Origin of the sequence: Streptomyces sp. NBRC 109706, from assembly GCF_000974485.1 — a bacterium.
Lineage (GTDB): Bacteria > Actinomycetota > Actinomycetes > Streptomycetales > Streptomycetaceae > Streptomyces.
Genome location: NZ_BBOM01000011.1, coordinates 526,037 through 543,215 on the forward strand (window position 1 = coordinate 526,037; position 17,179 = coordinate 543,215).

17 protein-coding genes are annotated in these 17,179 nt (G+C 74.0%); 12 read left to right on the forward strand and 5 right to left on the reverse strand.

The window, feature by feature from the left end; genetic code table 11:
* The first annotated feature begins 114 nt into the window (after positions 1 to 114).
* A complete protein-coding gene (locus tag AOM46_RS26835) occupies positions 115 to 966 on the forward strand; it encodes a siderophore-interacting protein (protein ID WP_062216032.1) in 852 nt (283 codons plus the stop codon).
* Between the two features lie 22 nt (positions 967 to 988).
* Here the strand turns inward: AOM46_RS26835 and AOM46_RS26840 are convergent, their stop codons facing one another.
* From AOM46_RS26840 to AOM46_RS26850, 3 genes are all read right to left on the reverse strand, one after another.
* The gene (locus AOM46_RS26840; RefSeq protein ID WP_234314023.1) at positions 989 to 2,017 is read right to left on the reverse strand and encodes a pyridoxal-phosphate dependent enzyme; all 1,029 of its coding nucleotides are present in this window, start codon (positions 2,015 to 2,017) and stop codon (positions 989 to 991) included.
* A gap of 250 nt (positions 2,018 to 2,267) precedes the next feature.
* The gene (locus tag AOM46_RS26845; RefSeq protein WP_078857237.1) at positions 2,268 to 2,879 is read right to left on the reverse strand and encodes a sigma-70 family RNA polymerase sigma factor; all 612 of its coding nucleotides are present in this window, start codon (positions 2,877 to 2,879) and stop codon (positions 2,268 to 2,270) included.
* A gap of 186 nt (positions 2,880 to 3,065) precedes the next feature.
* Positions 3,066 to 3,728 carry a hypothetical protein gene (locus tag AOM46_RS26850; RefSeq protein ID WP_158920701.1) on the reverse strand — a complete coding sequence of 221 codons (663 nt, stop codon included), beginning with the start codon at positions 3,726 to 3,728 and terminating at the stop codon, positions 3,066 to 3,068.
* 410 nt (positions 3,729 to 4,138) lie between these two features.
* Between AOM46_RS26850 and AOM46_RS26855 the strand changes: the two genes are divergently transcribed.
* Both AOM46_RS26855 and AOM46_RS26860 read left to right on the forward strand, forming a co-directional pair.
* Positions 4,139 to 4,915 carry a class I SAM-dependent methyltransferase gene (locus AOM46_RS26855; protein WP_062216036.1) on the forward strand — a complete coding sequence of 259 codons (777 nt, stop codon included), beginning with the start codon at positions 4,139 to 4,141 and terminating at the stop codon, positions 4,913 to 4,915.
* Positions 4,912 to 6,129 (forward strand): ATP-grasp domain-containing protein, encoded by a 1,218-nt coding sequence (locus tag AOM46_RS26860; protein ID WP_062216037.1) that lies wholly within the window; start codon positions 4,912 to 4,914, stop codon positions 6,127 to 6,129. The genes AOM46_RS26855 and AOM46_RS26860 overlap by 4 nt, the downstream gene beginning before the upstream one ends.
* 28 nt (positions 6,130 to 6,157) lie before the next feature.
* On the opposite strand, the gene AOM46_RS26865 is transcribed toward AOM46_RS26860, so the two are convergent.
* On the reverse strand, positions 6,158 to 6,529 hold the full coding sequence (locus AOM46_RS26865) for a cupin domain-containing protein (protein WP_062216038.1): 372 nt from the start codon (positions 6,527 to 6,529) through the stop codon (positions 6,158 to 6,160).
* A 72-nt stretch (positions 6,530 to 6,601) separates the two neighbouring features.
* Here AOM46_RS26865 and AOM46_RS26870 point away from each other — a divergent pair, with 72 nt between their 5' ends.
* Entirely contained in the window at positions 6,602 to 7,558 is a 957-nt protein-coding gene (locus AOM46_RS26870) for a helix-turn-helix domain-containing protein (RefSeq protein ID WP_062216039.1), read from the forward strand.
* 19 nt (positions 7,559 to 7,577) lie between these two features.
* On the opposite strand, the gene AOM46_RS26875 is transcribed toward AOM46_RS26870, so the two are convergent.
* On the reverse strand, positions 7,578 to 8,003 hold the full coding sequence (locus tag AOM46_RS26875; RefSeq protein ID WP_062216040.1) for a CoA-binding protein: 426 nt from the start codon (positions 8,001 to 8,003) through the stop codon (positions 7,578 to 7,580).
* Positions 8,004 to 8,067: 64 nt separating this feature from the next.
* Between AOM46_RS26875 and AOM46_RS26880 the strand changes: the two genes are divergently transcribed.
* The 8 genes from AOM46_RS26880 (at position 8,068) to AOM46_RS26915 (ending at position 17,158) form a co-directional block, all read left to right on the forward strand.
* A complete protein-coding gene (locus AOM46_RS26880) occupies positions 8,068 to 8,694 on the forward strand; it encodes a YigZ family protein (RefSeq protein ID WP_062216041.1) in 627 nt (208 codons plus the stop codon).
* 125 nt (positions 8,695 to 8,819) lie between these two features.
* Positions 8,820 to 9,920, forward strand: a complete 1,101-nt coding sequence (locus tag AOM46_RS26885; RefSeq protein ID WP_062216042.1) for an LLM class flavin-dependent oxidoreductase — start codon at positions 8,820 to 8,822, stop codon at positions 9,918 to 9,920.
* A gap of 122 nt (positions 9,921 to 10,042) precedes the next feature.
* Positions 10,043 to 10,675 carry a CE1759 family FMN reductase gene (locus tag AOM46_RS26890; protein ID WP_062216044.1) on the forward strand — a complete coding sequence of 211 codons (633 nt, stop codon included), beginning with the start codon at positions 10,043 to 10,045 and terminating at the stop codon, positions 10,673 to 10,675.
* A 43-nt stretch (positions 10,676 to 10,718) separates the two neighbouring features.
* Positions 10,719 to 10,949 carry a hypothetical protein gene (locus AOM46_RS26895; protein ID WP_062216046.1) on the forward strand — a complete coding sequence of 77 codons (231 nt, stop codon included), beginning with the start codon at positions 10,719 to 10,721 and terminating at the stop codon, positions 10,947 to 10,949.
* A gap of 117 nt (positions 10,950 to 11,066) precedes the next feature.
* Positions 11,067 to 12,575 (forward strand): pectinesterase family protein, encoded by a 1,509-nt coding sequence (locus AOM46_RS26900; protein WP_062216047.1) that lies wholly within the window; start codon positions 11,067 to 11,069, stop codon positions 12,573 to 12,575.
* A gap of 26 nt (positions 12,576 to 12,601) precedes the next feature.
* Positions 12,602 to 12,880, forward strand: coding sequence for a hypothetical protein (locus AOM46_RS36175; protein WP_062216050.1), 279 nt, complete (start codon positions 12,602 to 12,604; stop codon positions 12,878 to 12,880).
* A 106-nt stretch (positions 12,881 to 12,986) separates the two neighbouring features.
* Positions 12,987 to 14,141, forward strand: coding sequence for an exonuclease SbcCD subunit D (locus AOM46_RS26910; RefSeq protein ID WP_062216052.1), 1,155 nt, complete (start codon positions 12,987 to 12,989; stop codon positions 14,139 to 14,141).
* Positions 14,138 to 17,158, forward strand: a complete 3,021-nt coding sequence (locus AOM46_RS26915) for an AAA family ATPase (RefSeq protein ID WP_062216054.1) — start codon at positions 14,138 to 14,140, stop codon at positions 17,156 to 17,158. The genes AOM46_RS26910 and AOM46_RS26915 overlap by 4 nt, the downstream gene beginning before the upstream one ends.
* Positions 17,159 to 17,179: the final 21 nt, after the last annotated feature.

The following is a 17,179-nucleotide window of genomic DNA, read 5'->3' on the forward strand; positions in this document are numbered from 1 at the left end:
TTGACTTCGGAGTACTGTGAGGTGAGGCTTACCTAACCTGGTGCTTGGTGTGGTGCCCGGACCGATCCGGGTGTCGCCACCCGCGCCGAACCCGCCCCGAGCCAGGAGTTCCCCGTGAGCGATCGCCCCACCCGCCGGCCCGTCCAGACCCATCGGGCTCGTGTGCTGCACAAAGAGCGCCTCACCCCCCATATGATCCGGGTGGTCTTCGGCGGCGACGGGTTGCGGGACTTCGCGACCAGCGGCTGCACCGACCACTACGTCAAGCTGCTCTTCCCGGCGCCCGGGGTGACCTACCCCGAGCCGTTCGACGTCGCGGCCATCCGCGCGGAGCTGCCGCGCGAGTCCTGGCCCCGCACACGCACCTACACGGTCGCCGCCTGGGACGCCGAGGCCCGGCAGCTGACCGTCGACTTCGTGTACCACGGCGACCAGGGGCTGGCCGGCCCCTGGGCCGCCGCCGCCCAGGCCGGCGACGAGCTGTACCTGCTGGGCCCCGGCGGCGGCTACGCGCCCTCGGCCGATGCCGACTGGCATCTGCTGGCCGGCGACGAGAGCGCGCTGCCGGCCATCGCCGCCGCGCTGGCCGGGCTGCCCGAGGGCGCCAGGGCGGTGGCCTATATCGAGGTGGCGGGGCCCGAGGAGGAGCAGAAGCTCGCCGAGCCGACGGGCCCCGTCGAGGTGCACTGGCTGCACCGGGGCGAGCGGCCGGTCGGCGACGCCGTGGTGGAGGCCGTGACGGCGCTCGACTTCCCGGCCGGCGAGGTCCAGGTGTTCGTGCACGGCGAGGCGCACATGGTCAAGACGCTCCGCCGCCATCTGCGCCATGACCGGGGCCTGCCGCGCGAGGGCGTGAAGTCCGTCTCCGGCTACTGGCGCCGGGGCAGCGACGAGGACGGCTGGCAGTCGAGCAAGGCCGAGTGGAACCAGCGGATCGAGGCGGAGCAGGAGGCGGGCCGGGCCTGACCCGCCCCCGTGCCGCGCCGGATCAGCGCCCGGTCGGCCCGCCGGGTTCGCCCGGCGGGTAGGGGCGGCGCCCCCACTCCATCACCGACCAGGGCGGCCGCAGATCCGTCAGCTCGGTGATCTGGTGCGGTTTGAGCGTGCGCGGATCGGGCGCCTCCCGGTGCCGGGCGAACGCGCGCTCCGCGTAACGGTGCCCGGTGTCCGCGCCGATCACCAGGTGGGTGCGCTCCGGGCGCCTGGCCGCCTCCCAGCGGGCCGCCAGATGCGCCGCCCCCGTGGAGAGCCCGGCGAACACCGCGTGCCCGCGCAGCAGCCCGACCGAACCGGCCATCGCGTGCCGGAAGTCGATCCAGTGCAGCCCGTCGTAGAGCCGGTGGCGCACGTTGGCGAACGGGATGGCGCTGCCGATGCCCGCGATGATCGCCTCCGGATCGAGGAACCGTTCGCTGCCGAAGGTGACGCTGCCGAACGGCTGGATGCCGACCAGCCGCGCGTCCAGGCCGTGTTGCCGCAGCGGCAGGATCAGCCCGCCGGTGGACGAACCGGTGCCGACCGAGCCGACCACCGTCAACTCCCGCCCGGGCAGCGCCGATGCCACCAGCGCGGCGAACTCGCGGTAGCCCGCGTAGTGCACCGCGTCGTGGTACTGGCGCATCCAGTGCATGTCGGGGCGGGCCGCGACGAGTTCACGCACCCGGGCGACCCGGCGCCGCTGGTCGAGACGGAGATCGTCGGAGGGCGGCATCTGGTCGATGGTGGTGCCCAGGATCTCCAACTGCACCCGGGTGGTGGCGTCCACGGTGGTGGACGCCACGATATGGCAGCGCAGACCGTGCCGGTGCGCCGCCATCGCCAGGGCCAGCGCGTAGATCCCGCTGGAGCTGTCGACGAGCGTCTGCCCGGGGCGGATGACGCCCCGCTCCAGTAACGTCCGCACCGCGCCGAGCGCGGCGTACACCTTGAGCGTCTCGAAGCGGGCCAGCACGGTGTTGGCGGAGAGCCGCACCAGGTCGGGGGCCTTGATGGCGTCGGTGATGTGCTCGTGCACCACCGGGGGCCCCGCTGGCGGGGCCGGCGGCGGCGCGGACGACGGCACCGCGTTCACCGCCCGCCGCCCGCGACGCGGCCCGTCGCCCGACACGACGGGGGATGGGGAACGGTTCCAGGGATGTGCTCCTCGTGCCTTCGCATGGCGTCGCCACCTCGACTCGTGGGGGATCCGGCGGGGTTGACGCCGGAGAAACGGGCTTGGGACGGTGTCGGCGCCCGGCCGCGACGCGGGGCGCGGCCGGGCGCCGGGGTCACGGCTGGGGCCGACCGGTCTCGGCCGTGGTGAGCTGCGAGGCCAACGTCCGGCGGGCCCGCGCCACCCGGGAGCGCACGGTGCCGATCGGGCAGCCGCTGGCGGCCGCCACCTCCGCGTAGGGCAGGCCCACGATCTGGGTGAGCCGGAACGCGGTGGCCCGGTCCGACGGAAGCCGGGCGAGCAGTTCGTCCAACGCCACACGTTCCTCGAACCCCGGTGCCTGGCCGCGCTGTTGGCGTTCCACCACGGAGAGCCAGTCGGAGGTGTCGGCCAGCCGGGGGCGGGCGCGCTCGTAGCGGACCCGGTCGATCAGCGTGCGCCGGGCGATGGTCAACAGCCAGGTGCGGGCCGACGATCGGCCCTCGAAGGCCGGCAGGCTGCGCAGCGCGCGCAGCAGGGTGTCCTGGGCCAGGTCCTCGGCGCCCTGCGGATCGCCGCTCAACCTGGCCAGATAGCGCTGCAGATCGTCGCGCACGGCGCGCACGAAGAGTTCGACCGCGCGCCGGTCGCCCGTGCGGGCCGCCAGGGCCCACCGGGTGACGGTGGCGTCGTCGGCGCGCGCCGGATCGAGGGCCAGGGCACGCAGCGCCGCCGCGTCCTGGCCTATGTCGCCCTGCTCCTCGGGTGGTTGACCGGTGCGGACGGTCGGCCGCCGGCGGGGCGGGGCGGCGAGTGATGAGGTCACGGTCCTGTCGCCTTTCGCGGGAACGTGCCGTTCCAGCCGGGAATCGGCACGGCGTGGGGGAGCCCGAACGCCGCCGGGGGACAGGACGGACGAACGTCGCGTCGCCTGTCAGGCGGTGTGGGCCCGGCTGGGGCGCCGGAGCGGCGCGGGGAGCGCGGTGACCGTGGGCGGCCCCCGGGAACCGAGCCGACGCGCCCACCAGGACCGGGTGGGCTCCCGTTCGTCGTCGCGGCCAACGCGCCGCCGGCGCGGGGGAGTCGACGGGGTCGGCGGCACGGCGCGCGGCGGCGGGACCGGCCACACCCGGTCGGCGGCCCACCGCAGCAGCCGGAAGAGCGCGCGTTCGCCCCACCACAGCCAGACGGCGCTGAGCAGCGCCAACGCCAGATGCGCCGCGAGCATCCACGCCGTGGAGCCGTGCTCCTCATGGCCGGCGCCGGACAGCGTCACGGTGGCGGCGTGCGCCACCTCGCCCGCCGCCGGATGGGGGCGCGCGACGGGCGGCTGAGCCGGCCCGACGGCATGCCCGAACGACAACGCGCCATGGAGCAGGGCCTGGACGCCCAACGCCGAGGCGATGACCGCGACCGGCCCCCGCTCCCGGTCGGCGAACGCCACCACCCCGATCCAGACCCCGAGGAAAACCACCCCGAGCGTCGCCCAGGAAACGGAATCCCCGGAGATCAACGTGTGACTGGAAACGGTGAGCACCACGCAGAGCCCCGCGAATACGGCGGCTCTCGTGGCGCGCAACGTCCGGCCAGGTTCCATGACAGAACCATGGTGACACCGCCGGGTTCGGGTGACGATATGTGCGGCACGATTTTCGCCGTCGGATAACGCATTGCGGTTGGCCGGGAACTTACCCGCCACGGCCGCCGACTTCTCAAGTGAAAGGCCGCTGCACCCCACGCCGGACCGGTGTGGACCCAGGCTATCGGCGGGTGGATTTCCCGTTCGGCACGGGGCCGGACGGTTTCCCGGGCCGGCGTCAAAAGCGGGCGAGCGCACTCCCGGGGCATTTCCCGTTCCGGCGTCGCGCGTTCCCCGACTTAGGGCCCGGCATGCCTCGGTCGGGTAAAGGATTTCTACCTTCCCGAGAACAACGAGGGAGGCGTCTATTCCCACCGACCCTGGGTACACTCCGAGCCGGCCACCACCGGAAGCGAGGTGTCCCACCGATGCACTGGTACGAGGATGACGGTTTTTGGGTCGATTTCTCCGAGGTGATGTTCTCCCCCAGCCGACGCGCCGCGATCGCCGAACTCGTCGAGACCTCCCCGCTGTTCGACTACCCGGCGGGCACCCGGGTGCTCGACCTGGCCTGCGGGCCCGCGCTCTACGCGGTGCCGCTGGCCCGCGCCGGCCACCGGGTCACCGGACTCGACCTCAGCGCCGCGATGCTGGACCGCGCCCGCGCCGCCTGCGCCGCCGCCGATGTCCAGGTCCGGCTGGTCCAGGGCGACATGCTGACCCATGTGGAGCCGGCCGGCTATGACGTGGTGCTCAACGTTTTCACCTCCTTCGGCTACTTCGACGCCGCCGAGGACAACCTGCGGGTGCTGCGCAACGCCCACGACTCGCTGGTGCCGGGCGGCCAGTTGGTGATCGACCTGATGGGCAAGGAGGTGCTGGCCGGCTGGATCGGACGGCCCCAGGTCGTCGAGTTGGACGACGCCTATGTGGTGCAACGCGACACCGTGTTGGACGACTGGACGCGTCTGCGCACCGACTGGACGCTGGTGCGCGGCGGCACCGCCCGCGAGGCGTCGATCACCTCCCAGCTCTACAGCGCGGCCGAACTGCGCGCGCTGTTCGGGAACGCCGGCTTCACCGAGGTCAGTTGCCATGGCGACTTCGATCTCTCGCCCTACGACCAGCGCGCCCGCCGACTGATCGTGCGCGGCGTCCGCCCCGGGGGGCCGGCCGGCGACCAGCGGAAACGAGGAGAGGCATGACCACCATCGCCGCCCTGGAGACCCTGAGCTTCGGGCTGGTCAACACCGTCGAGGCCGCCGCCCGGGCCGGACACCGGCTCCGGCTGCTCACCGGAGCCCGCGCCATCTACCGCCATGAGCTGGCCCAACTGCCGCCCGACGCACTGGACATCGTCGATGTCGACACCCACGACCTGGCCGCCTGCCGCGCCGCGCTGCGCGCCGTCCCCGATCTGGTGGGGCTGATCAACTCCACCGACGGCTGGAGCGTCCCGGCCGCCGAACTCGCCGCCGAGTTCGGGCTGCCGGGACCCGACCCCGAGACGGTCCGGGTGCTCCGCGACAAGCTGCGGGTGCGCCGACTGCTCGCGGAACACGGCCTCGGCCGGGTCCGGGCGATCCCGGTGGAGCCGGGCCCAGGGGCCGCGTCCGAGGTGCTGCGCGAGATCGGCCTGCCGGCCGTCCTCAAGGACTCCGCCGGCACCTCGTCCCGCAACGTCTGGCTGGTGCGGGACGCCGCCGGGCTCGACCGCGCGCTGGCCGAGGCCGCCCAACAGCCCCTGACCGGGGGCCTGTTCGCCGAGACCTATCTGCCGGGCCCGGTGTACAGCGCGGAGACCGTCGGCTGGGCCGGGGAGACCAGGCTCCTCGGCGTGCTCAGCCGCCAGCTGTCGCCGCCGCCGGCGGTGCGCGAGGAGGCGGCGTCCTTCCCCGTCGCCCTGCCGCCCGACCAGGAGCGCGCCGTCGAGAGCTGGGTGCGCCGGCTGCTGGCGGCGGCGGGACACCGCGACGGCTTCGCCCATGTGGAGTTCGTCCTCACCGCCGACGGGCCCGAACTGGTGGAGATCAACCGGCGGATCGGCGGCGCCCTGGTCGGCGAGGCGCTGTGCCGGGCCCTGGCCACCAATGTGTACGAGGCGCTGGTGGACACCACCCTGGGCCGGCGCCCGAGCCTGCTGGACGGGCCCGAACGCACCGGGCCGGCCACCGCGTTCGTGCTCCTCTACCCGGACCGCCCCGGCACCCTCACCGGCTGGTCAGGGCTCGAAGGGCTGACCGCCTTCCCAGGATCCCCCCGGTGGTTCCCGACCCTGGCGGCCGGAGACGCGGTGCGCCATCTCACCGACCAACGGGGGTGCACCGGCATCCTGTTGACCGAGGGCGCCACGGCCGAGCTGGCCCTCCACCGGGCCCTGAGCGCGGCCGGCTCGATCACCCCGCTGATCGAGCCATGAACCCGCGCCCACCCCCGCCCGGCGTTCGTTACGGCCGGCCCAGCACGGTGAAGCCGAGCATCCGCGCGCCCGTCTCGGTGCGCGGCCGGTGGCTGGTGCCCGGCTCGAAGACGACATAGGTGCCCGGGCCGTGCCGCTCGCCGCCGTCGATCACCTCGCCGCTCAGCACGAAGTACCGCTCCTCGGTGGCGTGCTGGTCCACATCCGGCCATTCGGTGCCGGGGGCGAAGTCGATCAACCAGCCGCTGGCGTAGGGGGTGCGCCCGAGGCGGCGGCGCAGGATCCCGGGGGCGACCTCCAACGGCTCGACATCGTCGACCAGGAGGGCGGTCTTGCCCGCGGTGGCCCCGGCGGTGATTCCCGCGGTGGTCCCCGCGGTGGTTTCTGTCTGTTCGGTCATGGGACCCACGGTGCCGCGCGGAGGGCCAGGACCGGCAGAGTCTGGAAAGACGTCATCGGGTACATTCACGCCATGACGCGTCACCGGGTGATCGCCCTGCTCAACGAGCCACAGTCGCCGTTCGAACTCGCCTGCGTGGCCGAGGTCTTCGGGACCGAGCGGCCGGGCCTCACCCCGCACTACGCCTTCTCCGTCTGCGCGCGCCGCCCGGGCCCGCTGCGGACCACGGTGGGCCCCGCGCTGCTGGTCGAGAGCGGTCTCGACGCCCTGCGGCAGGCGGACACCGTCGTGGTGCCCGGGTGGCATCCGGTCGGCGGCGAGGTGCCCGCCGAGGTGCTGGACGCGCTGCGCGCCGCGCACGCCAGGGGCGCCCGGCTGGTCTCGATCTGCACCGGCGCCTTCGTGCTGGCCGGGGCCGGGCTGTTGGACGGCCGATCCGCCACCACCCACTGGGGGCGGACCGCCCAACTGGCCGCCGCTTACCCCCGGGTGACGGTGGACGCCGATGTGCTCTATGTCGACCACGGCGACGTCGCCACCAGCGCGGGCAGCGGCGCCGGCATCGACCTCTGTCTCCATCTGGTCCGCGCCGACCACGGGGCGGCATATGCCGCGCGCATCGCCCGCAGCATGGTGCTGCCGCCGCACCGCGAGGGCAGCCAACTCCAGTACGCCGCCAGGGCCGACGACAGCCGCGCCCGGGTGGACGCCTCGCTGGCGCCGCTGCTGGAGTGGGCCGTCGCGCGGCTGGGCACACCGCTGACCGTCGAGGCGCTGGCCGCCCGCGCCGGGGTGTCGGCACGCACCCTGACGCGCCGCTTCCTCGAACAGCTGGGGACCAGCCCGGGGCAGTGGCTGCTGGCCCAACGCCTGGACGCCGCCCGGGGGTTGCTGGAACGGACGGATCTTCCGGTGGAGGCGGTGGCCACCCGGGTCGGCCTGTCGTCGGCGGTGAACCTGCGCCGCCGCTTCCGCACCGCCCACGGCGTCACCCCCGGCGCCTACCGGCGCACGTTCGGCGGCCCCTGACGGTCTCCGACCGCACGCCTCAGCGGTACTCGGGGGCGGCCAGCTCGATCGCGGGGCAGCGGTCCATCACCATCTCAAGCCCTGCGGCCCGGGTGCGGGCATAGGCCGCCTCGTCGATCACATCGAGCTGGAACCACACGGCCCTGGCGCCGACGGCCACCGCCTGGTCGGCGACGTCCCCGGCGAGCGCGCTGTTCACAAAGACGTCCACCACGTCCACCGGGAACGGGATGTCGGCCAGCGTGGCATAGCCCGGTTCACCGTGCACCGTCTCGGCCTTGGGGTGCACCGGCACCACCCGCTTGCCGAACCGCTGCAGCCTGGCCGCCACCCCGTAGGCGGCGCGCGCGGGGTTGTCGGACAGCCCCACGACGGCCCAGGTGGTGCCGGTCTCGGTCAGAATCCTGCGGACGGTTTCCCGGTCCCCGTACCTGTCTCCGTACATGCCCGCTCAACGGCGACGACCACCGGCCGCATTCCCCGGCCGCCGCCGGTTCTAGGCTGGGCGGATGCCTGACCACTATCTGACGGTGGCCGCCGAGGGAGAGCACGAGACCGAGGTCAACCGTTCACGTTTCCTGTGCGCCCTGGCGCCGGCCGCCACGGAGGAGGACGCCCGGCGGTTCATCGAACGGATCAGGGAGCGGCACCCCACGGCGAGTCACCACTGCTATGCCTATGTGATCGGTGCCGATGCCTCGGTGCGACGAGCGTTTGACGACGGCGAGCCGGGAGGTACGGCTGGTCAGCCGATGCTGGGCATGTTGCTGCGGCGTGAGGTGTGCCATGTGGTCGCCGTGGTCACCCGCTGGTTCGGCGGCACCAAGCTGGGCGCCGGCGGGCTGATCCGGGCCTATGGCGGCGCGGTCGGCGCGGCCCTGGACGCGCAGGGCACGGTCACCCGGCGCCGGCTGCGGTCCGCGCTGGTCACCGTCGACCACGGCCGGGCCGGCCGGCTGGAGAACGAGCTGCGCGCGCTGGGGCATCCGGTGCGCTCGGTGACCTATGGCGCCGAGGTCACCATCGCGCTGGCGCTGCCGGCCGCCGATCTCGAATCCTTCGCCTCCTGGCTGGCCGGCGCCACGGCCGGCGCGGCCCGGCTGGAGCCGGGGGACGAGACGGTGGAGGCGGGCTGAGCCGGCACCCGGGCCGGGGCCACAGGGATCCGCGTCAAAGGGGGTACTCGGCTGCCCGGAATAGTCCGGCGGAGGATACGGTTGACCCGGACAAGTTGAACAGTCAACTAAGTGAGGTGGGTGTGATGCAGTTCGGAGTCTTCACCGTCGGTGATGTGACCCCCGACCCGACCACCGGGAGGACCCCGTCCGAGCACGAGCGGATCAAGGCGATGGTGGCCATCGCGCAGAAGGCCGAGGAGGTCGGCCTGGACGTGTTCGCTACCGGCGAGCACCACAACCCGCCGTTCGTCCCCTCGTCGCCCACCACCATGCTGGGCTGGATCGCGGCCCGCACCGAGCGGCTGATCCTCTCCACCGCCACCACCCTGATCACCACCAACGACCCGGTGAAGATCGCCGAGGACTTCGCGATGCTCCAGCACCTGGCCGACGGCCGGGTGGACCTGATGCTGGGCCGGGGCAACACCGGACCCGTCTACCCCTGGTTCGGCCAGGACATCCGCCAGGGCATCCCGCTGGCCATCGAGAACTACGCGCTGCTGCACCAGCTGTGGCGCGAGGACGTGGTGGACTGGAAGGGCCGCTTCCGCACCCCGCTGCAGGGCTTCACCTCCACCCCCAGGCCGCTGGACGGGGTGCCGCCGTTCGTCTGGCACGGCTCCATCCGCAGCCCGGAGATCGCCGAACAGGCGGCCTTTTACGGAGATGGATTTTTCGCGAACAACATCTTCTGGCCCAAGGAACACTTCCAGCAGCTGATCGGCCTCTACCGCGAGCGCTACGCCCACTACGGGCACGGCACCCCGGAACAGGCGATGGTCGGCCTGGGCGGGCAGCTGTTCGTCCGCAAGAACTCCCAGGACGCGGTCCGCGAGTTCCGGCCGTACTTCGACAACGCCCCGGTCTACGGGCACGGCCCCTCGCTGGAGGAGTTCACCGAGCAGACCCCGCTCACCGTGGGCAGCCCCCAGGAGGCGATCGAGAAGACGCTCACCTTCCGGGAGAGCTTCGGCGACTACCAGCGCCAGCTGTTCCTGCTGGACCACGCCGGGCTGCCGCTGAAGACCGTGCTGGAACAGCTCGACATCCTCGGCGAGGAGATCCTCCCCGTGCTGCGCCGCGAGTTCGCCGCGGGCCGCCCGGCGGACGTCCCCGGCGGGCCCACCCACGAGGCGCGGGCCGCGAAGGCGCGGCAGGACGCCGCCGCGAGCGCGGCCGCCTGAGCCGAAACGGCTGCGGTGGCGGTGGCGGTGGCGGTGGTGGTGGCGGGCGTTGGGCATTGGGCGTTGGGCGACGAAAAGATGACACAGCGGTAAGACGCTCTATCGACAAGGAGTCAGAGATCATGGCAGCGCGGAACCTGGTGGTGGTCTCGGCCGGGCTGAGCCAGCCCTCGTCCACCCGGCTGTTGGCCGACCGGCTCGCCGAGGCGACCCGTCGTCAACTGGCGGCCGACGAACGGGAGACAAAGACCCACGTTCTCGAACTCCGTGATCTGGCCACCGATATCGCGGGCAACCTGGTCACCGGCTTCCCCGCGCCCGCGCTGCGCGCCGCCATCGACACCGTGCTGGCCGCCGACGCGGTGATCGCGGTGACGCCCGTTTTCGCGGCCTCCTACAGCGGGCTGTTCAAGTCCTTCTTCGACCTGTTCGAACCCGCCTCGCTGGTCGGCAAGCCGGTGCTGATGGCCGCCACCGGCGGCACCGCGCGGCACTCGCTGGCCCTGGAGTACGCGATGCGCCCGCTCTTCGCGTACCTGCGCACCACGGTTGTTCCGACGGCGGTGTTCGCGGCGGCCGAGGACTGGGGCGGCGACGGCGACCCGTTGACCGACACCCTGCCCACCCGGATCGACCGCGCCGCCCGCGAACTCGCCGCCCTGGCCGGCGCCGCCCCCGCCGCGATCGAGGGCGCCCCGGACGAACCGGCGGTCACCCCCTTCGCCGAACAACTCGCGGCGCTGCGCGTCGAGTAGGACATGGAGCGCGGAGCGGTGAGCGGGGCCCGGGGAACGACCGGTGCTGGTCAGCCTGTTTCTGCTGGGGGTGCAGCGGCTGGAGTTCACCGGAGCCCTGAGCCCCGCGCAGCTCGCCGACCCCGAGCGGCTCGACTGGGGACTGACCGAGATCTCCCTGGTCCGCCGGTTCGGCATCCCGGATCTCGTCGGACTGGCGGTCGAGTGGGAGAGCGGGCGTCAACTCCACGCGCACTTCGCCGACTTCCGGTGCTCCGGCCCCGGCGCCCCTTGACCGACCCGATCGGCGCGTCGATCCGCCGGGGAACCGGCGGTCGGGTCGGCGGCGGCAACCTTCGGTGGGGTGGTGGCCACCAGTGGGGGAGTTCCCCCACGCGAGATTGGACCGCCGTTGACTTCCCATATCCAGCGCCGACGCCGCCCCCTCACCCTGTTCGCCGCGCTCACCGTGCTCGGTGGCGCGCTGTTCGCCGGGCATGTCGCCGGCGGCGAGCCGGCCGCCGCGGCTCCCGTCCTGCCGGCCGCCTGGCCGGCCGAGGCCGACGGCTTCGCCTCCGTCAACGCCCTTGGCCAGGACGGCACCTACGGCGGCCGGGACGGTGAGACCGTCACCGTCACCACCGAGGAGGAACTGGTCCGCTACGCCACCGCCGAGGAGCCCTACACCATCCGGGTCGCCGGGGCCATCACGCTCGCCGACAAGGGCACCGAGATCCGCGTCGCCTCCGACAAGACCATCGTCGGCGTCGGCACCGGCGGTGAGATCGTCGAGGGCGGCTTCTTCCTCGGCGAGGGCGTGCACAACGTCATCATCCGCAACCTCACCATCCGCGACACCTACGACGGTGAGTGGGACGGCAAGGAGAACGACTGGGACGCCATCCAGCTGGACGGCGCCCACCACGTGTGGATCGACCACAACCATCTGACCCGCATGGAGGACGGGCTGATCGACAGCCGCAAGGACACCACCTACCTCACCGTGTCCTGGAACAAGCTCAGCCAGCACAACAAGGCGTTCGGCATCGGCTGGACGGAGAACGTGACGGCCGACATCACCATCCACCACAACTGGTTCCACGAGACCCAGCAGCGCAACCCGTCCGCCGACAACATCGCGCACGCGCATCTCTACAACAACTACCTCCAGGACGATCCGGCCGGCGAGGTGCGGAGCGCCTACGGCAACTGGGCGCGCGGCGCCACCAACATGGTGCTGGAGAACAGCTACTTCGAGAACGTGCGGGATCCGTACTTCCCCGACCCGGACGCCCAACTCGTCCAACGCGGCAGCGTGTTGGTCAACACCACCGGGCGTGCCGAGACCCAGGGGGAGGGCTTCGACCCCGGTGACTTCTACGACTACACCCTCGATCCGGCCGAGGACGTTCCCGCCCTGCTGCGGGAGGGCACCGGGCCCCGCGCGGACCTCGGCACCGCCGAACCCGTCGCGGAGGAGGAGCCCGATCTGGTGGTGGCGGCCGACGGCAGCGGCGACCACACCACCGTGACGGCCGCCGTCGCCGCCGTACCGGCCGACAACGACGCCCCGTTCACCATCGGCGTCCGGCCCGGGGTCTACCGGGAGACGGTCCTCGTCCCCAGGGACCGGCCGCATCTGCGGCTGGTCGGCCTCGGCGACTCGGCCGCCGACGTGACCATCGTCTACGACAACTCGGCCGGCACCGAACGGCCCGACGGCGGCACCTACGGCACCTCGGGCAGCGCCACCTTCACCGTGGAGGCCGACGACTTCCAGGCGCGCCGCCTCACCTTCGCCAACGACTTCGACGAACTCGCCCACGCCGACCAGCCGGGACACCAGGCCGCCGCCCCGACGGCTCCTCCGGCGGCTATGTCACCGCCCCCTCCACCGTCGCCGAGCACGCCGGGTTCCTGATCGTCGACAGCCGGATCACCGGCGACGTGGACCAGGGAACGTTCCACCTCGGACGCCCCTGGTACGCCGGCGGCGACGCCGCGCTGCACCCCCAGACCGTGGTCAGGGACAGCGAGTTGGGCCCGGCCGTCCGCACCGCGCCCTGGACCGACATGAGCGGCTTCCCCTGGCAGGGCGCCCGCTTCGCCGAGTACCACAACAGCGGACCCGGCTCCGGCGGGGCCGGCCAGGACCGGCCGCAACTGACGGACGAGGAGGCCGCCGACCACACCGCCGCACGCTGGCTGGGCGACTGGACGCCCTGACCGGCCGGCGGGACGCCGCCCCCGCGCACCGTTGTCGGACCCCGGTGGCACACTGAGTGACATCCCACCGGGGCCGGCCCGGTGACCGACGAGAGGTGGCGGGACGATGCGACTGCTGCACACCTCCGACTGGCATCTGGGCCGCACCTTCCACCGGGTCGGCCTCCTCGCCCACCAGGAGGCCCTTCTCGACCATCTGGTGGCCACCGCCGTCGCCGAGCGGGTCGACGCCGTGCTGGTCGCCGGGGACATCTACGACCGCGCGGTGCCCCCGCTGTCCGCCGTGCGGCTCTTCGACGACACGCTGCACCGGCTCGCCGAGCACGGTGTGCCCACCGTGATGATCTCCGGGAACCACGATTCGCCGCACCGGCTGGGCGTCGGCGGCCGGCTGCTGGAGCGCGCCGGCATCCATCTGCGCACCCGCCCCGAGGACTGCGCGACCCCCGCGCTGCTCCACGACGCGCACGGCGAGGTCGCGCTCTACGGCCTGCCCTATCTCGAACCCACCCTGGTCCGTGAGTCGTTCGGCGTCGACAGGCCCCGGCACGCGGCCGTGCTGCGGGCCGCGATGGACCGGGTCCGCGCCGATCTGGCCACCCGCCCCGCCGGCACCCGCTCCGTGGTGCTGGCGCACGCCTTCGTCACCGGCGGCCAACCCTCCGACAGCGAACGGGACATCACCGTCGGCGGCGTCCAGGCGGTGCCCGTCGACACCTTCGCCGGCGTCCACTACGCGGCGCTCGGCCATCTGCACGGCTGCCAGACCCTCACCGACCGGGTCCGCTACTCCGGCTCCCCGCTGGCCTACTCCTTCTCCGAGGCCACCCATCGCAAGAGCATGTGGCTGGTCGACCTCGACGCGGCGGGAGCCGTGCGCGCCGAGCGGCTGGACTGGCCCGTTCCCCGGCCGCTGGCCCGCCTCCGGGGCCCGCTGGAACACCTGCTCACCGCACCGGAGTTGACGGAACACCAGGACTCCTGGGTGGAGGCAACCCTCACCGACCCGGTCCGCCCCGACGAGCCCATGGCCCGGCTGCTGGGCCGCTTCCCGCACACCGTCAGCCTGGTCTTCGCGCCCGAACGCCCCCCGAGCCGGGGCCCCGCCTCCTACGCCGAACGGCTCGGCGGCCGCACCGACCAGCAGATCGCCGAGGACTTCGTCGCCCATGTCCGGGGCGGCCAGGGGCCCGACCGGGCCGAACGCGCCGCGCTGCGGGCCGCGTTGACCGCCAGCCGCGTCCAGGAGTCCGAGCGTTGAGACTGCACCGGCTCACCGTCACCGCCTTCGGCCCGTTCGCCGGCACCCAGACCGTCGACTTCGACCGGCTCTCCGCCGCCGGCCTCTTCCTGCTGCACGGGCCCACCGGCGCCGGCAAGACGTCCATCCTGGACGCCGTCGCCTACGCCCTCTACGGCTCCGTGCCCGGCGCCCGCCAGGGCAGCGGCCTCGCCCTGCGCAGCGACCACGCCGACCCCGGCACCCCCACGGAGATCGTGCTGGAGCTGACCGTCGGCGACCGCCGCTGGGAGATCACCCGCCGGCCCGAACAGCTCCGCCCCAAACGCAAGGGCACCGGCACCACCAGGGACCGGGCCCGCGCCCTGCTGCGGGAGCGCCGCGCCGGCGCGTGGGAGCCGGTCAGCCGCTCCCACCAGGAGATCGCCCAGGAGGTCGACGATCTGCTCGGCATGAGCAGGGACCAGTTCTGTCAGGTCGTGCTGCTGCCCCAGGGGGACTTCGCGCGTTTTCTCCGCGCCAGCGCCGAGGACCGGGCCAAACTCCTCGGCCGGCTCTTCGACACCCGCAGGTTCGCCGCCGCCGAGGCGCATCTCGCCGAGCTGCGCACCCGCGCCGTCGAACGGGTCCGCGCCGGAGACGAAGGGCTGCTCGCCGGCGCCCACCGGGTCCGGCAGGCCGCCGGACCGCACCCCGACCTGGCCGACCACCCCTGGCCCGAGCACAGCCCGGGCGACGCCGAACTCGCCGACCGCGTCCTGGAGTTCGCCGCCCTCGCCCGCTGCGCCGCCAGGGAACGAGCGGCCGGCGCCGAAAGCGCCCTCACCGCCGCCGAGGCCGCCCACGAGACGGCCGAGCGCCGGCACGCCGACACGGTGGAACGCGCCCGCCTCCAGCAGCGACACGCCGAGGCCACCGAACAGGCCGCGACGCTCGCCGCCCAACAGGACGAACGCGCCGCCGCCGAACGGGAGTTGGCCCAGGCCAGGGCCGCCGACCGGGTCGCCCCCGCGCTCCGGCTGCAGGCCGCGGCCGACGCCGAACACCGCGCCGCCGCCGAAGGCGAACGCCGCGCCCGCGCCGCCCTCGCGGCACCGGACGGCCCAGCGCCCGACGCCCCGGCCGCCCAACTCGCCGCCGAGGAACACGCGGTACGCGAAAGGCTCGGCGCCATCGCCGCCGCCGAGGCCGCCGAACGGCGCGCCGAGCTGATCGCCGCCGAGTTGACCACCCTCGCCGAACGGGACGCCACCGACCAGGCCCTGCTCGACACCAGCGAGCGGCACCTCGCCGACTGGCCGACCACCCTGGAACGGCTCCGCCGGGAAAGGGAACGCGCCGGCGCCGCCGGGACCCGCCTGTCCGAGCTGGCCGAACGGGTCGGCGCGGCCGAGGCCAGGCTGGCCGCCGCCCACGAACGGGACCGGCTCGCCGCGCTGCTCCCCGCCGCCCGCGAGACGGCCCTCACCGCCCGCGAGGCGGCCACCGCCGCCTTCGACCACTGGCTGCGCCTCAAGGACCGCCGACTGACCGGCATCGCCGCCGAGTTGGCGGCCGGCCTCACCCCGGGCGAGCCCTGCGCCGTCTGCGGATCGCCCCACCATCCGGCCCCCGCCCCCGATGCGGCCGACCGGATCGACCACGCCGCCGAGGAGACCGCCCAGGCCGCACACCGGGCCGCCGAGGCCGCCAGGGAGCGCGCCCAACGCCGGCAGGCCGATCTCGCCGCCGAGCACGCCGCTGCCGGCGCCGCTGCCGGCGCCGAGCCGGCCGCCGCGCTGGCCGAGCGGCTGCGCGCCGCCCGCGCCGAACACGCCGAGGCCCGGGCCGCGTTCGCCGCCGAGCCGGCCGCCAGGGCGGCCCTGGAAGCGGCCGAGCGGGAACACGCCGAGCTGACCGCCGCCCGCCAGGCCGCCGAACGCGACCGCGCCGCCCGCGCCGCGCACCGCGCCGCCCTCACGGCCGAACACGCCGCGCTCGCCGCCGAGATCGACCGCGCCCGCGCCGGCGCGCCCAGCGTCGCCGCCCGCGCGGCGACGCTGGCCCGCCGCGCCGAACTGCTCGCCGCCGCCGGCGCGGCGGCCGGTGCCGCCGCCGACACCGCGGCCCGCCGCAAGCAGGCCGACGCCGCCCTCGCCGACGCCGCCTACGCGGCCGGCTTCGCGCACCCCGAGGCCGCCGCCCGGGCGCGGCGGAGCGAGGCCCAACAGCGCGCCGCCGAGGAACGCCTGGAGCGGTGGCGCGCCCGCGAGGCCGCCGTCGCCACCGTGCTGAACGACCCGCGCGGCGCCGCCGCCGCCGAGGAGCCGCCCGCCGATCCGGACGCCAGCCGCTCGGCCCTGGACGCCGCCACCCACCGGCTGCGCGCCGCCTCGGCCGCCGACGCCGCCGCCCGCCAGCGCTGTGCCGAACTCGACGCGCTCGGCGCCATGGTGGCGACGGACGCGGCGCGGCTCGCCCCGCTGCGCGAGGAGAGCCGCCGGATCGCCGGCATCGCCCAGCTCACCGCCGGCACCTCGCCGAGCAACGAGTACCGGATGCGCCTGGAGACCTATGTGCTGGCCGCCCGCCTGGAGCAGGTCGCCGAGGTCGCCAGCCGCCGGCTGCACCACATGTCCGCCGGCCGCTACGCGCTGATCCACTCCGACGACCTGGCCGCCCACCGGGCCCGCTCGGGCCTCGGCCTCAAGGTGCTCGACGCCTGGACGGGCCGCGCCAGGGACACCGCGACGCTCTCCGGCGGCGAGTCGTTCTTCGTCTCCCTGGCGCTGGCCCTCGGCCTGGCCGACGTGGTCTCAGCCGAGGCCGGGGGCCGCCGCCTGGACACCCTCTTCATCGACGAGGGCTTCGGCAGCCTGGACGAACAGTCCCTCGACGAGGTGCTCGACGTGCTGGACGGGCTGCGGGAACACGACCGCCATGTCGCCATCGTCAGCCACGTTCCCGACCTGCGCTCCCGGGTGCCCAGCCAGCTGGAGGTGATCAAGACCCGTCGGGGCTCCACCGTCCGGTACCACACCGTCCCCGGCGCCGACTGACCGGCGCCGGGAGGCCGCCCG